This is a genomic window from Eubacterium barkeri, from assembly GCF_900107125.1.
Lineage (GTDB): Bacteria > Bacillota > Clostridia > Eubacteriales > Eubacteriaceae > Eubacterium_O > Eubacterium_O barkeri.
The window spans coordinates 67,411-81,888 of record NZ_FNOU01000014.1; the positions used below are offsets into that span (position 1 = coordinate 67,411).

Consider the following 14,478-nt stretch of genomic DNA (forward strand, 5'->3'; position numbering starts at 1 on the left):
CAGGCTGTGTTTTTTCTAGCTGCGATGACGCTTTCTGATGAACAGAAAAGCACCCCCAAGGGATAAGATGATCATCACACCAATCCCTGCATAGACCCAAGGGGATGCCCCCCCACTATCTTTTTGTAAATCCTGATTCGCTAAAGGCACATCATTTTCATCCAGGGTGGTGGTCTGCCCCTGTTGATTCGTGGTATTATCCGTAGTCCTTTGCCCATCCTGACCGGTTGCTGTCGTTGCTGTCGTTCCGTCCGTTCCCACGGTTCCGGCCGTTACACCACCAGTCGTGACGATGGTTGTTCCCCCGGGGAGTACCACTGTCTGGATGACCTCAGTGGGATTAGCTTCGGCCTCAGAGGTATAGATAAAGTCAATCTGGGTCCCCTTTGCCGTGGCGATGTTGACGGTTTTGGAGGCAGCATCCACCACGTAGCCATCAATGGGGAGCGCGTATTCTGTCACATCCACCCCAACATTGGTAATGGCAGCTCTTTGAGTCGCCAACTCATTGCCATAGTGATCCATGTAGCGCACCCGATAGACGCCTTCATTGATAATCCGGGCATATTGAGCCACGTAATTGGCTTTCTCCGTCACGGTTGTTTCAACTTCCGGGCTCCACCCCGTAAAGTAATAGCCGGTAGGCGGAAGCGCCGTGATGATGCTTAAATCCACAGTACCCTCATAGGGTACCTTCACCGTATAGCTTTCATTCACGGCTCCCGTGTCCGCCACCTGAATGGTGCCTTCCCCTCCGCGAAAGGAAATGGCGTATTCCTTATTGGCATCCGCCGCCTGTACTGGATAAGCCAAAACCACGAGGAGCAGAACCAGCAGGGTGCTCACCAGGGCCATGGCCGATTTCTTAATGTTTACTTTTATTGATCCCATGGCTACTCCTCTCTTCTCCGGCGCTTGACGATGAGGACCACCGCCAGTATTATTAAAACCACACCAATGATGGCGGCCATGGAGACACCTCCCACACCCGTATTGACAATGCTCCGTTCACCGGTAATGTACTGGGTGACCGTCTTAATCATGGATTGCCCCGGGGTCACGGGGTATCCTGCGCTGAATACCAATTGGATTTTCCCAGTTTTATCCATATAGCTGTTTTCTGCCGATTGTCCGTCCAATTTAATGGCAACGGTAACCCTGTCCTGGGCTCCCACCGCTAAGGTATCCATGAGAATATCATTATCCTCCTGGAGATATTCCCGGCCGACGGATTGATTGTAAGCACTGCCTCCACCGATAACGGTGGAGAAGAAGGTGGTCCCGTTTTTCGCAATGGAAAAATCGTATACCGCCTGGGAATCTGCTGTTTTTTCTGCAATATTATCAAGAATTTCAGCACTCATATAGAAGCTCATCTCCCGGGCGCCATCGTTCTTTAAGATTAAATTCAAAGTCCGCTCTTCTCCTGGCTGTAAATCCATAAAGCCCTCGGTCGAAAGATTCCCATCCACAGACTGGACAAATTTTTCAGCTTCTCCCTTGAAGGTGATGACCTGCCCTCCCTCTGCCAGAACTGTTCCCATGGTGGCTAAAAGAAATACAGCCGTTAAAATAAAGGGTATGCATTGTTTTTTCATGTCGGTACCTCCTATTGTTCTGCCACAGCGGTAATCTGTCCGTTATTGTCAATTTCTGCCACAATGCCCCACTCCGACAGCATAGCATCTTTAGCCGCCACGGTTTGGATACCATCGGCCTTAAAGGTGATTTGGGTGGACAGGCCCGAGTAGCTGTTGCTGTTCTCCCCGACCTTATCCGCCAGGATGCTAAAGGCATCCATAACGTTAGCGGAGATGGCGCCCGATGGCAGCACCTTTTTATAGTAGCATTCCACCACCTCGGGATCCTCGGCATCCTCTTTGATAATCCAGTCACCATTATTGCAGACAATGCCAATTTCTGAAGGATCAACCTCCAGGTCCTTTTTGCCGTCAGTCCCGATCCAACTTCGATTGATGGTTACCCGGACATAGGCATCCTTACTGCCGGTTGCCTGGACCGCCACCGTTTCATTCACCACATCCCCGGGGACCCCTGCGTACTGGAAGCCACTGCCTTTTTTAGCATCCGTTATTTCGGTCACCCCAGACTTAGCCCTATCCCCAGTCTGGACAATTTCAATACCCAGATTAGCGGTGGATACTTCCTTTGTCGTTTTCGTCGAGGTGAAGAATGCTGCGTAGGTACCAGCAAACAATGCCAGGACGGTGATGATCGCGATGGTGATGGCGATTTTCTTCGTGTTCTTCATATTCCGCTCCTTCTCTATCTTCATGATTCTTTAATCTTTTATACCCATTATTAGCCATATTATAAAGCGTCTATGTCACATCTCAGTCACACAGAGGGGTTCTCCCGGGGATTTTAGGGTTCCTTCATTTTTACGCACTTGTTCATTCCTTTTCTTTAAATTATGTTATAATGAGACTATATTACAGATTTGGATGGTACCTATACAATGGCCAAAGCAAAAAAATGCTTCTATATATGTGGCCTGATCGCCTTGTTGCTGCTCCTGTGCAGCTGTGGCAGTACCGGGGGCGGCAGCCGCACCAATGCGCCGACGGTCCTTTCCCCCAGGGCAGACGGCACGGTGGTCTACGGCAATATCACAGTCACCATTGATGCATCCCATACCAGCCTGGGCTACGCCATGGTGAATTACACCGGCGGTAATCCCAAGGCAAAGATGCAGATTACAGGCCCCGATGGCGGGGTGTACACCTACGACCTCCAGGCCGGCTACGAAACCTTTCCTCTAACCGCCGGCAGTGGCCCCTACACCCTGGTCATTTATGAAAATGCCGGAGGCAATGAATACACCACCGCCTTTACCCAGTCCCTGGATGTTACTTTGGAAGATGCCTTCAGTCCCTTCCTCTACCCCAACCAATACGTTTGGTACACCGCGGATTCTGCGGTGGTCCCTCTGAGCCAGCAGCTAGGGGAAGGTGCGGATACCGATTTGGATGTCATTACCCAGGTGTACGATTATGTTACCACCACAATCCAGTATGATGATGCCCTGGCCCAAAGCGTCACCAGCGATTATCTGCCAAACCTGGATACCATCCTGGAAACTCAAAAGGGCATCTGTTTCGATTATGCCGCCCTGATGACGGCACTCTTACGGATCCAAAACCTTCCCACCCGCCTGGAAATTGGTTATGCGGGTAGTGCCTATCATGCCTGGATCAGCGTATACACCGCTGAAAAGGGCTGGGTGGAAAATGTCATTGAATTTGACGGCGCGGATTGGACCCTGATGGATCCTACTCTAGCCGCCAATAATGATAACGACTCGGTTAAACAATACATTGGAGACGGCAGCCGCTATGTCACCAAATTCAGGTATTGATTGGAACTCAACGAGGAGAATGTGATGAAAAAACAGCAACGGATGCTGAGTAATGTGGAAATCAGCAGCTTCTGTGAACAAATGGCAATGATTCTAAAATCCGGTGTCTCAATTCTGGAAGGCCTTTCCATCATGTTGGAAGATGCGCCGCCGGGAGAAGGCCAGCGAATTTTATCAGACCTCTACCAGGCCTTTGGCCAATACGGCCAGTTGGCCCCATCCTTAGAGGCCGCAAAGGTCTTCCCCGCCTATATGGTTGGCATGGTCCGTCTAGGGGAAACTGCTGGTCGGCTGGATGCCGTCATGGACGCCCTGATCCTTTATTACGGTCGGGAAGAGGATATCGCCCGAGGGATCCGCAGCGCCATATCCTATCCCCTCATCATGATTGGAATGATGCTTGTTATCGTGGTGGTGCTTATGGTCAATGTTATGCCGGTCTTTGCCCAGGTCTTTGCCCAGCTCGGAGCTGAAATGACAGGGTTTTCCCGGGCCATCTTGGAAATGGGCCTGTCCATGAACCACTACGCCGCGGTCTTTGTGGTCCTCCTCATCCTCCTTCTGGCCACTATCTTTTATTTATGCAAGGTCCCCCGGGGTCGGGCCGCCATGGCCCGCTTTGCCTCAAAATTCTTTCTCACCCGGAAGCTCAATGAAAAAATTGCCCTGGCCCGTTTTGCCAGCGGCCTTTCCATGACCATTGCCAGCGGTTTAGACGGGGAGCACAGCCTTTGCCTGGTGGCGGACATCACCGAAAATCCCGCCTTAAAGAAAAACATCGCGGTGGCTCAGACCCTTATGGCAAAAGGCTGCAGTTTTCCAGATGCCCTCCACGAAGCCGCCCTTTTTTCGGGTATCTATGGCAAGATTCTGGCCATCGGTCACAAGAGCGGCACCCTGGACAAAGCCATGGACCGGATTGCCGGTCAATACAACGACGAGGTGGACACCGCTATCAATGGAATGCTCGCTGTCTTAGAACCCACCTTAGTGGCTATCCTCTCGATTATCGTCGGCATTATCCTGCTCTCGGTTATGTTCCCCCTTCTCGGTATTATGAGCACCATTGGCTGATCCGGACATTTTGCCTCCAGGAGGTGGCTCTATGAAAAATCGATTTAATCCAACTCAAAAAAGCAGATCCATCCTCAAGGATTCAGCGATTACTCTGGTGGTTTTCTTCGTTATCGCCGGGGTCTTTATCCTCGGAATCTTCCAGGTTTCATCCGCCTCCAATACCGAGGAAATACAGAACCTGAAAAACGCCGTCCAGCACGCCGTGGTCCACTGCTACGCCACGGAGGGGCGCTACCCCCAAAGCTTGAGCTATTTGGAAGAGCACTATGGCCTCAGTTACGACAATAAGAAATATCTGGTGGATTACACGCCCTACGGAACCAATATTTTCCCGGGCATTACCATCATCCCCCTGGGAGGTTCCTCATGAAAATTCAAAAATCCAGGGGACATGTGGTGGATTATCTCTTCGTTTTAGCCCTGTTCTTCACCTTTGTCCTTTGTACCTTTACTGTCATCTTCATTGGCATCAAGGTCTACAGCCAAACCGTCTCCCATATGAACGAAAACTATGTGGGACGGACCGCCACTACCTACGTCACCCAAAAAATCCGCAGCAGCAATGGCCCTATTACCATCACAACGGTTGGAGATGCCCAAGCCCTTAGTCTCACGGATGACGACACCCAGACCCGTACCCTGATTTACGCCTGGCAGGGGACCCTGAAAGAGCTAACCATTAAAGCTTCGGATGCCGTTACCCCTGGGGCCGGACAGGAAATACTACCCGTGGATGCCTTTGTCCCAACCCTGGCTGGCACGGGCCTCCTTGAGCTCTCCATTACCGATGGAACCGGGCGACACCATCAACGTTTTGTTGCATTCAATCCATGAGGAGGTTCCCATGAAGCATCGATACCCCACATCTAAAAACAGCCTCTTCCTCATGGAGCTCATCATCGCCATTTTTTTCTTCGTCCTTGCCAGCGGGGTCTGTATCCAGATTTTCGTTAAGGCCCACGTCCTCAGTACAACTACCCAGCGCACCCAGCTGGCCGTCAACGAAGCCAGCAGTGCTGCGGATATCATCCGGGCCAACCCTGGAGATGCCGCCGCCGCGTTGCTGCAAAATCTCCCGGGGGCCACACTTTCCGAGGGTGCTGTGGAATGCAGCTACGATACCCAGGGCCAGACCTGTGCTCCGGCAGATGCCGACATCCAAATGCGCATCCTTTTAAGCCAGGCTGAAGGCATGATCACCGGGGAGATCGTGGTCACCCAGGCCGCTACTCAGGAGAGCCTGTATACCCTCCAGGTCAAACGCTACATCCCCATCAACGAGAGAGGAGGGACCACACCATGATGAAAAAAAGCTTTCATATGATGAATGTCGGCGCCTCCTCCTTCCTCGTTATTTTTACCGTCCTGGCCCTGGTGACCTTCGCGGTGCTGTCCGTATCCAGCGCCAACGCCGATCAACAACTGAGTGACAAGGTTCTGGACTCCACCACGGCTTATTACCAGGCCGAAAACCAGGCCGAAGAAACCCTGGCCCAAATCGATCAGGCCTTATCCCAAGGGGCTCCTCCGGATGATACCACCCTCCCAGATCTTCTCCCCCCGGGGTGCATCTGGGATGCCGGTAGCCGCACCATCGCTTTTACTAAAGAAATGGGCGATGGCCAGGCCTTGGCCATCAGCCTAACCCTCCCCCCCGAAGGCACCACCTACCAGATTACCCGCTGGCAGGTCATCGCCACCAATGATTGGCAGCCAGACAACACGCTGCCCGTGATTACCCTGAACTAGAAATGAGGTTTGATATGGATATTTCCCAAATTTTAAACCACGCCACCCAAAATAAGGCCTCGGACATCTTTATCGTTGCTGGGTTACCACTCACTTACAAGGTGAATGGCCGAATGCTCCAAATCACCCAGGAAAAGCTTTTGCCTCAAGATACCGAAACCCTTATCCGTGGTATTTATCGACTGGCCCAAAACCGGGATTATGAGCAATTCTTTGCAACGGGTGACGATGATTTTTCCTTCTCCTTAGTGGGTATTTCCCGATTTCGGGCCAGTGCCTACAAGCAGCGGGGCTCCGCGGCTGCCGTCGTGCGCATCATCAGCTTCCAACTCCCTGATCCCCAAGCCCTGGGTATTCCCCAGGCCGTTATTGCCCTCACCACCATGGGGAAAGGTCTGGTCCTGATCACCGGTCCAGCTGGCAGCGGCAAATCCACAACTTTGGCCTGTATGATTAACCATATCAACGAAACCCAACACAAGCACATTATCACCCTGGAGGACCCCCTGGAGCATCTTCATAGCCATAAAAAAAGCATTGTGAGCCAGCGTGAGATCAGCAGCGATACGGTGGATTACGTTACCGCCCTGCGTGCCTCCTTAAGACAGAGCCCCGATGTGATCCTCCTGGGGGAGCTCCGGGATTTTGATACCATGGACATCGCCATGACCGCTGCCGAAACCGGCCATCTCATCCTGTCCACCCTGCATACCCTGGGCGCTGCAGATACCATTGACCGGGTGATTGATGTCTTCCCACCCAATCAGCAAAACCAGATTGCGGTCCAGCTTTCCATGTGTCTGGGGGCCGTGGTTTCCCAACAGCTTATCCCGGATGTTAAGGGACGGCTCATTCCTGTCTTTGAAATCATGACCCTGAATCCGGGAATCCGAAATATGATCCGGGAAAATAAAATTCATCAGATTGAGGGTATGCTTTACTCCGCCAACCAGGAAAATATGATTTCCATGGATAATAGTCTATTGGATCTGGTCTCCCAGGGGCGCATTACTAAAACCGTTGCCCTGGATCATGCCACCAATCCGGAAATGCTTGAAAAGAAATTGGGATAAAAAATGCCAGCCAAAGAACAAATCATTCCTTGGCTGGCATTTTCTTTTTTACGTTCTATCCCAACAATTCTTTACGCAGCTGCCAAAGGGGAGCAAAGGCCCGCCGCAACTCCCGGTAGAGCTGATAGGTTCGGTCATAAACAGGATGGGCCTTGGCCTGATAAATCTTATCCAGACGACAACAGGAACGAACCGCATCCTCAAAATTCTCATACAGCCCCAGACCGACTCCGGCTGCCATCACCGCACCCCGGGCGGCAAATTCACTGCCCTTGGACACGGCCACAGTGGCGCCATTGACATCGGCTATGATTCGGGGGAGGATGCCGCTGGTGGCCCCGCCGCCGGAAATTAAGATTTTATCAATCCCGTTGTACCCTTCCATACAATCTCGTATGGAGAAGGCAATGGATTCGTACACTGCCCGGAGCAGCTGCTCCCGACTGGTGCCATCCGAAATGCCAAAGAAGCTGGCCTTGGCATTGGCATTATTAAAGGGCATCCGTTCCCCGGCGGTGGATAAATAGGGATGGTACACCACCCCACCGGCACCGGGTTTTGTCATCTCTACCATCTGATCCGCCAGGGCGTAGTCTGGTCGCCCCAGCAGTTCCTTCAGGGCCCAGTCGATATTGGTCATGCCGTTTAAGGTGGACATCACCTCCACCGCCTTATCCACACAGACATGGGGCAGGAAATGCCGCCAATACCGGGTAGGGTCACAGCCCTCCTTATCGTGGACGATGAGGGAGGCGCAGGTTGTCCCTAATACCACGGAGATATTCCCGGCATCATAGGCCCCTACCCCCAGGGATGCGGACACCACATCCAGAGCCCCCACAAAGACCGGAATACCTGGAAGGAGCCCCATTTTAGCCGCCGCCTCCGGGGTCATGTGGCCTCCCACCGAAGACGCTGGCAAAACCCCAGGGAACTTATCCACGGCCTCTGGCAGACCCAGGACCGTCATCAGCTGGGTGGGTACCCCACCATTGGTAAAACGCAGAAAGGAGGAGCCTCCGTCAGAGAAGTCCGTTAAAATCCGACCGGTCATGCAATACCGCAGCCAGTCCTTTGCAAAAAATACCGCCTTGGTTTGCTGATATAAATGCAAATGGTTCTTTTTAAGCCAACGCAATAACACCAGTGTACTGCCAGATCCCACCGGGCAGCCAATGTTGCGGTGGACCAGCTTTCCCACCCCTGGCGTTTTTTCGTTAATAATCCAAGCCTCTTCCCGGGCCCGTCCATCATTCCACAGAATAGCATTCATCACTGGCCGGCCCTCGCTATTGATGGCCCAGAGGCCCTCACCCTGACCCGTAACGGCCACCCCAATGACTTCCTCTGCCATGGCCGGTCCCTGGCTCATCAAAAGTGCGACTGCTGTCGCTGTTGACTCCCAGAAATTATCCATATCCATTTCCTTGCAGTCACCATTCGTGATGATTTCATTGTCTACAGCAATTTTATTGATTTCCTTCCCCTGTAAATCAAAGAGAACGGCTTTCGTCTTGGTGGTCCCACCATCGATTCCGATGAGATATTTCATGGTCTTCTCCTAACTTCCCCAAAAAATTCGAGAGTGTGTTATAATAGTATATCAAATTCTTGAAAAAATTACTAGCAATGTCGAGGAGGAACAATGAAACTCTATTCCTGGAACGTCAATGGCATTCGAGCCGTAGAAAAAAAAGGATTCACCGATTGGGTCATTGAGACCCAGCCCGATGTACTTGGCCTGCAAGAGGTCAAGGCGGATGAAAGTCAGCTCAGCGATGGTCTTTTAAACCTGGAAGGCTACAAAAGCTTCTTCCATTCGGCTGAACGCAAGGGCTACAGCGGCACTGCCGTCTATTACAAGCGCGATCCCCTATCCATTACCACGGGATTATCCGACCCCCAATTCAATAGTGAAGGCCGGACCATTATTATGGAATACCCGGAATTCACCTTCTATAACATCTATTTTCCCAATGGCCAAAAGGATGAAGAGCGCCTTCAATTTAAGATGGATTTTTATGAATGCTTCCTTAAGGATGTGAACGCCTTGGTGGCCCAGGGGAAACGGGTCATCGTCTGTGGTGATGTCAATACGGCCCACCGGGAAATCGATCTAAAGAATCCCAAGTCCAATGCCAAGCGATCGGGCTTCCTCCCCATGGAGCGGGAATGGATGGATAAATTTTTCGGGGAAGGCTACATCGATACCTACCGTTACTTCCACCCGGATACGGTAAAGTACTCCTGGTGGAGCTATCGCTTCAACGCCAGAGCCAACAACGCCGGCTGGCGCATCGATTATTTCTTTGCCTCTGAAAATGCCGCAGACCTGCTGGTGGATGCTGCCATCCATAACGAGGTCACCGGCTCGGACCACTGCCCGGTATCCCTGACCCTTCGTGTCTAGGCGTAGTACGCCTTAAACCACGTCCAAAACCGGGCTAAGCCATCCTTCAGGCTGGTTTCCGGCTTAAATCCAACATCCGCCATGAGATCCGTGACATCGGCGTAGGTCTGATACACATCCCCGGGCTGCATGGGATAAAACTCCTTCTGGGCTTCTTTTCCAATGCAGTCCTCTAAAATTCCAATAAAATCCAGCAGCTTTTCCGGCTGATTATTCCCTATATTGTACACCTTATAACGGGCATTGTTTTCATCTGCCTGGGGTGTATGGGGAATCAGCCGGATAATCCCTTCCACAATATCATCAATATAGGTAAAATCCCGGTACATATCTCCATGGTTAAAGACCTTAATGGGTTGGCCCGCCAAGATGTTTTGGGTAAAGGAAAAATACGCCATGTCCGGCCGGCCGTAGGGGCCATAGACCGTAAAAAAGCGCAGCCCAGTGGCTGGAATATCGTAAAGCTTGCTGTAGCTGTAGGCTAACAGCTCATTGCTTTTCTTGGTGGCTGCATACAGGCTCACCGGATGATCCACGGGGTCCTCCGTGGAAAAGGGTATTTTTTTATTAGCCCCGTAGACCGAGCTGGAGGAGGCGTAGATCAAATGTTTAACGGGATAGTGCCGACAGCATTCTAAAATATTAAAAAATCCAATAATATTACTATTGATATAGGCTTCGGGATTTTCGATGGAATACCGCACCCCTGCCTGGGCCGCCAGATTAATGACGATATCGAAGGTGTAGGTTTTAAAGACGGCTTCCAGTGCCACCTTATCCCCGAGATCCCCCTTGATAAAGGTAAAATTTGCATAGGGGGCAAGTTTTTTGAGTCGGCTCTCCTTCAAGCTCACCGCATAATAATCATTTAAATTATCATAGCCGACGATGGTTTCCCCCAACTCAAGCAGCGCCCGACTTAAATGGTAGCCGATGAACCCCGCCGCCCCGGTAATCAATATCAATCGTTTCTCTTTTGTCATTTTCTATTTTCCTCCAATTCAACAATTTTGAATGCTTTTAGTATACCATATTATTTCTCTGCAAACCAAGGGGGTTCTAACCATTACTCCGGGGCATCCGCCCCATTCCATTATAAATCCGTCGAATCTGTCGGATGGCACTGGTGAAGTCTCCCTGGGGCAGGGTAATGTCCGATTCATTGCCCTCTACCCCAAAGGTCAGGCTCCGGGTATAGCCGTAATCTGCTTTCAAACGTTCCACCATCACCTGGGGCGTGGCCTGGGCATCCATAATCTTCAAAAGGCTCCGGCCCTCATACACATCCTGGGTAACCCGATAGCATAAGCCTTCTTCCTGGGCAGAAAGGGCTTCAATGAGGCGATCAATCTGCCTGGGTGTATCGAGTACACTAAAATAGAGAATTTCGCAGCCCTCAATTGGACACCCTTTAATATAATTGCGCAGAGGGGAGCGACGTAAATCTTCATAAAACTCTTTTTGGATCTGATTTCTAAATTGATTGTAATAAATCAGCAACACCTTATCCACCATGGCATTGGTGAAAAAGGGGGTGCCCTTATCCGTTAAAAAGGCCTGGACCCGCTTGGCCTGCTCCGGTTGGATGGAAATGGTATAAAGGTAACGCTTATCCTCAATATCGTAAAGAGCCGCTCCCCCCATGGCAATGACTGGCAGCTTCAGCTTTAAAATACTAAGATCATCCACAATGCTGGCCGGCGGCTCCTGGGCCACCAAGGATAGTGGCGCACCTTGGGCCACCAACTGATTAAGGACCCTTTGGTGAAAGACATTGACCTGTCGATCTCCGGTTTTAACAATGCCGTCGTAATCCACTATAAACAGAGCATCCTGACGTCTGTGGTAGGGCAGATGGGTATGGCTGACGACAAAGGCGACGCCAATCCCCAGGAAGGTATCCAGGATGCGAAAGAAAATATACTCCCCCACCGGTACCCCTCCCCTGGACATCACCGCAATCGCTAAATAGACCATACAGGCCAGGGCCGCCGTACTTTCCTTTTTCAGCAGCACCGCCAGGTAGATGGTAAGACAAATCATTCCGGCATTGAGGGCATCCAAAAAATAGGCCCCGCCGCCCCATCCCAGTACTGCGGGTTTGACCAACAGCACCACGGCTCCTGTAAAGGCCCCAATCAACGTCGCCACCACCCGCTTGATCGCATTATCCTTCTCGTTTTCAGCATCGGGCTGAATACAAATAATGGTGGCAACCAGGACATAAAAGGGCGATCGCTCAAAAGCGAAGGCCGTGAAGATAATTTCGACCATAAAGACTGCAATGGTCGTTTTAATGATTCGCATGCCGATATGTGGTAGCTGTGGCATTTGACCACCTCCTTCTCTCAATCACGCATTCCTTACCCCATAAACAAAAGGGGATTGCAGGTCCGTCTCCCTGCAATCCCCTTATTCTAATCCATTTGGTTTAAACTCTCATTATTTTGCAATAATTTCCCGATTCCCCAGAAAATGCTGGAGCTTTTTGGGCACATTAATGGAGCCATCCGCGTTCTGGCAGTTTTCCAGAATCGCCGCAAAGGTCCGGCCAACCGCCAGGCCTGAACCATTTAAGGTATGGACAAAGCGGGTCTTTTTGGTCATGGGATCCCGGAAGCGAATATTCGCCCGCCGTGCCTGATAATCCTCAAAATTCGAACAGGAGGATATTTCCACATAACGGTTGTAGCTGGGCATCCACACTTCGATATCGTAGGTCTTTGCTGAGGAAAATCCTAAGTCCCCCGTGCAAAGCTCCACCACCCGATAAGGGATTTCCAATGCCTGGAGGATCGCTTCCGCATCAGCGGTTAAGCTTTCCAGCTCATCATAAGAATGATCAGGATGGGCAAATTTCACCATTTCCACTTTATCAAACTGATGGTTACGAATCAATCCCCTGGTATCCCGACCGGCAGAACCCGCCTCTTCCCGGAAGCAGGGTGTGTAGGCCGTAAACTTAATGGGAAGGTCCCCGACATCTAAAATTTCATCCCGGTAAATATTGGTCACTGGAACTTCCGCGGTGGGCACCAGGAAGAAATCTTCCCGTTCTAAATGGAAGGCGTCCTCTTCAAACTTCGGAAGCTGTCCGGTGCCGGTCATACTGGCTCGATTCACCATAAAGGGGGGAGAAACTTCTGTATAGCCATGGTCCTCGGTGTGCATGTACAGCATGAAATTAATGATGGCACGTTCCAGCTTAGCACCCAGTCCTTTGAACATGGAAAAACGAGCTCCGGTAATTTTAGCGGCCCGCTCAAAATCCAGGATATCTAAATCCGTTCCTAAATCCCAATGAGCTTTGGGCTCAAAGTCGAATACCCGGGGTTCGCCCCATTTTCGAATTTCCTTGTTCTGACTATCATCAAGCCCCACGGCTACCTCTGGGTTAGGCACATTGGGCAGGTTGAGCAGTGCCTTCCGGATTTCCCCATCAATGATGGCCAGCTGTTCATCATCAGCCTTAATTTTATCCGAGACTTCTTTCATTTCCTGGAAGAGAGGTGTGAGGTCCTTCCCCTCCATTTTCATCTTAGGGATTTCCTTGGAAACTGCGTTTTTCTGGGCTTTTAACTCCTCAACGCGCCCAAGGATTTCCCGGCGTTTTTCATCCAATTCCAATACAGGTGCAACTGTGTATTCACCACCGCGGCTACAGAGGCCAGCAGTTACAGCTTCGGCATGATCACGAATCCGTTTGATATCTAGCATTTTTCTCTCCTCTAACTACTATGCGTTCATTTATTTTTCAATATTTTTATCATATCACAAAGCCTTGTTTTGTTCCACCAAAAACTCCAGTTGAAGCAGGATCCCTCAATGCTTCATGCACCGAAATATAATTTTTCCTTAAGCCCCTTGACAGTTCTTACAAATCTCTGTATAATACAAACATAAACAGTAACTTATAAAGTTACAAATAAAGAATCGAGGTAAATTATGATGAAAGAAGCAACTGGTACCACCTATAAAAACCCATTAACGGATGAACGTGAAGAAATCGGGACGGATGAACGTAAAAGCGGTAATTATGTGAATCCCCAGGCAAAGCTCCGTGACACTAAAAAGGATGAAGTGACTAAAAATACTTGCAAATGTGAAATGAACGAAACGGAATAAGCACCATCTTCCTTCCCCTTTGGCTAAAAAAGCCGGCAGTTATCGCCGGCTTTTTTAGCTCTTTTTTAGTAAAATATCCTTTTAATGATAATAACCTGAATACTTAATGAAAGCATATTTTTGCGGCGACGAATTGACAAACTTATCCTCCCTCAATATAATGAAACCGTAACATCATTTTATGCAATGTTACACACTAAGAAAGCGAGGTTGAAGGCCATGAAAGAAAAAGAAGGCGTGCTTTATGATAATCCCTTACTCGAAGAAGAGGAAGAAATCGGAACCGACGATCGCAAAAGTGGAAACTACGTTAATCCCCAGGCTAAGCTTCGGGAGACCAAAACTGAAGAAGTAACAAAGATTACCGAAGAAAGTGTATAATTTTAAAAGGACCATTGATATCCGCAGATATCAATGGTCCTCAGACTGTCGACAAAGCCATGGAAACCCATAAAGTTTCTATGGCTTTTTTTCGATTGGAAGAGAAGCGAGAACGTCATCCGTGATATAATAAAAACATCAAAAGCGGAGGAAAAAAAGATGCTGACGAAACGGGAAAAAAACATACGAGAACAATCTCAGATCATCACCATGGATACCATCGTACCAAGGGACCATATTCTAAGGTTAGTGGATGAAGCCATCAGCTTCGACTTCATCTATGA

At 50.0% G+C, this 14,478-nt stretch carries 17 protein-coding genes; 10 read left to right on the plus strand and 7 right to left on the minus strand.

What is annotated here, in order from left to right; translation table 11 throughout:
- Positions 1-15: 15 nt before the first annotated feature.
- From BLU30_RS09170 to BLU30_RS09180, 3 genes are read right to left on the minus strand one after another with little or no spacing between them, the layout of a single operon-like run.
- The gene (locus tag BLU30_RS09170; RefSeq protein WP_090245711.1) at positions 16-891 is read right to left on the minus strand and encodes a hypothetical protein; all 876 of its coding nucleotides are present in this window, start codon (positions 889-891) and stop codon (positions 16-18) included.
- Positions 892-893: 2 nt separating this feature from the next.
- On the minus strand, positions 894-1,598 hold the full coding sequence (locus BLU30_RS09175; protein WP_090245713.1) for an LPXTG cell wall anchor domain-containing protein: 705 nt from the start codon (positions 1,596-1,598) through the stop codon (positions 894-896).
- 11 nt (positions 1,599-1,609) lie between these two features.
- Positions 1,610-2,272: a hypothetical protein gene (locus tag BLU30_RS09180; protein ID WP_090245715.1), complete on the minus strand. Its 663-nt coding sequence runs from the start codon at positions 2,270-2,272 to the stop codon at positions 1,610-1,612.
- 207 nt (positions 2,273-2,479) lie between these two features.
- On the opposite strand from BLU30_RS09180, the gene BLU30_RS09185 reads away from it, so the two are divergent.
- The 7 genes from BLU30_RS09185 to BLU30_RS09215 are packed head-to-tail and all read left to right on the plus strand — an operon-like array spanning position 2,480 to position 7,278.
- A complete protein-coding gene (locus tag BLU30_RS09185; RefSeq protein WP_090245717.1) occupies positions 2,480-3,379 on the plus strand; it encodes a transglutaminase-like domain-containing protein in 900 nt (299 codons plus the stop codon).
- A gap of 24 nt (positions 3,380-3,403) precedes the next feature.
- Positions 3,404-4,453: a type II secretion system F family protein gene (locus BLU30_RS09190; protein WP_090245719.1), complete on the plus strand. Its 1,050-nt coding sequence runs from the start codon at positions 3,404-3,406 to the stop codon at positions 4,451-4,453.
- A gap of 31 nt (positions 4,454-4,484) precedes the next feature.
- Positions 4,485-4,826 carry a hypothetical protein gene (locus BLU30_RS09195; protein ID WP_090245721.1) on the plus strand — a complete coding sequence of 114 codons (342 nt, stop codon included), beginning with the start codon at positions 4,485-4,487 and terminating at the stop codon, positions 4,824-4,826.
- On the plus strand, positions 4,823-5,290 hold the full coding sequence (locus BLU30_RS09200; protein WP_090245723.1) for a DUF4860 domain-containing protein: 468 nt from the start codon (positions 4,823-4,825) through the stop codon (positions 5,288-5,290). The genes BLU30_RS09195 and BLU30_RS09200 overlap by 4 nt, the downstream gene beginning before the upstream one ends.
- A gap of 10 nt (positions 5,291-5,300) precedes the next feature.
- Entirely contained in the window at positions 5,301-5,759 is a 459-nt protein-coding gene (locus BLU30_RS09205; RefSeq protein WP_090245725.1) for a type IV pilus modification PilV family protein, read from the plus strand.
- The gene (locus BLU30_RS09210) at positions 5,756-6,205 is read left to right on the plus strand and encodes a hypothetical protein (RefSeq protein WP_090245727.1); all 450 of its coding nucleotides are present in this window, start codon (positions 5,756-5,758) and stop codon (positions 6,203-6,205) included. Before BLU30_RS09205 ends, BLU30_RS09210 begins: the two co-directional genes overlap by 4 nt.
- 14 nt (positions 6,206-6,219) lie before the next feature.
- The gene (locus tag BLU30_RS09215) at positions 6,220-7,278 is read left to right on the plus strand and encodes a type IV pilus twitching motility protein PilT (RefSeq protein ID WP_090245729.1); all 1,059 of its coding nucleotides are present in this window, start codon (positions 6,220-6,222) and stop codon (positions 7,276-7,278) included.
- A gap of 55 nt (positions 7,279-7,333) precedes the next feature.
- Here the strand turns inward: BLU30_RS09215 and BLU30_RS09220 are convergent, their stop codons facing one another.
- Positions 7,334-8,830 (minus strand): FGGY-family carbohydrate kinase, encoded by a 1,497-nt coding sequence (locus BLU30_RS09220; protein ID WP_090245731.1) that lies wholly within the window; start codon positions 8,828-8,830, stop codon positions 7,334-7,336.
- A 93-nt stretch (positions 8,831-8,923) separates the two neighbouring features.
- Here BLU30_RS09220 and BLU30_RS09225 point away from each other — a divergent pair, with 93 nt between their 5' ends.
- Positions 8,924-9,688, plus strand: coding sequence for an exodeoxyribonuclease III (locus BLU30_RS09225; RefSeq protein WP_090245733.1), 765 nt, complete (start codon positions 8,924-8,926; stop codon positions 9,686-9,688).
- Here the strand turns inward: BLU30_RS09225 and BLU30_RS09230 are convergent.
- The 3 genes from BLU30_RS09230 to serS form a co-directional block, all read right to left on the minus strand.
- Positions 9,685-10,671, minus strand: a complete 987-nt coding sequence (locus BLU30_RS09230; protein WP_090245735.1) for an NAD-dependent epimerase — start codon at positions 10,669-10,671, stop codon at positions 9,685-9,687. The genes BLU30_RS09225 and BLU30_RS09230 overlap by 4 nt on opposite strands.
- Positions 10,672-10,747: 76 nt before the next feature.
- On the minus strand, positions 10,748-12,019 hold the full coding sequence (locus BLU30_RS09235; protein WP_090245736.1) for an FUSC family protein: 1,272 nt from the start codon (positions 12,017-12,019) through the stop codon (positions 10,748-10,750).
- 111 nt (positions 12,020-12,130) lie between these two features.
- On the minus strand, positions 12,131-13,405 hold the full coding sequence (gene serS / locus BLU30_RS09240) for a serine--tRNA ligase (RefSeq protein ID WP_090245738.1): 1,275 nt from the start codon (positions 13,403-13,405) through the stop codon (positions 12,131-12,133).
- Positions 13,406-13,633: 228 nt separating this feature from the next.
- Between serS and BLU30_RS09245 the strand changes: the two genes are divergently transcribed.
- Together BLU30_RS09245 and BLU30_RS14235 are read left to right on the plus strand one after the other, a co-directional pair.
- Entirely contained in the window at positions 13,634-13,813 is a 180-nt protein-coding gene (locus tag BLU30_RS09245) for a hypothetical protein (RefSeq protein WP_090245740.1), read from the plus strand.
- Between the two features lie 219 nt (positions 13,814-14,032).
- Positions 14,033-14,194, plus strand: a complete 162-nt coding sequence (locus BLU30_RS14235; protein ID WP_176770888.1) for a hypothetical protein — start codon at positions 14,033-14,035, stop codon at positions 14,192-14,194.
- The last annotated feature ends 284 nt before the right edge of the window (positions 14,195-14,478 follow it).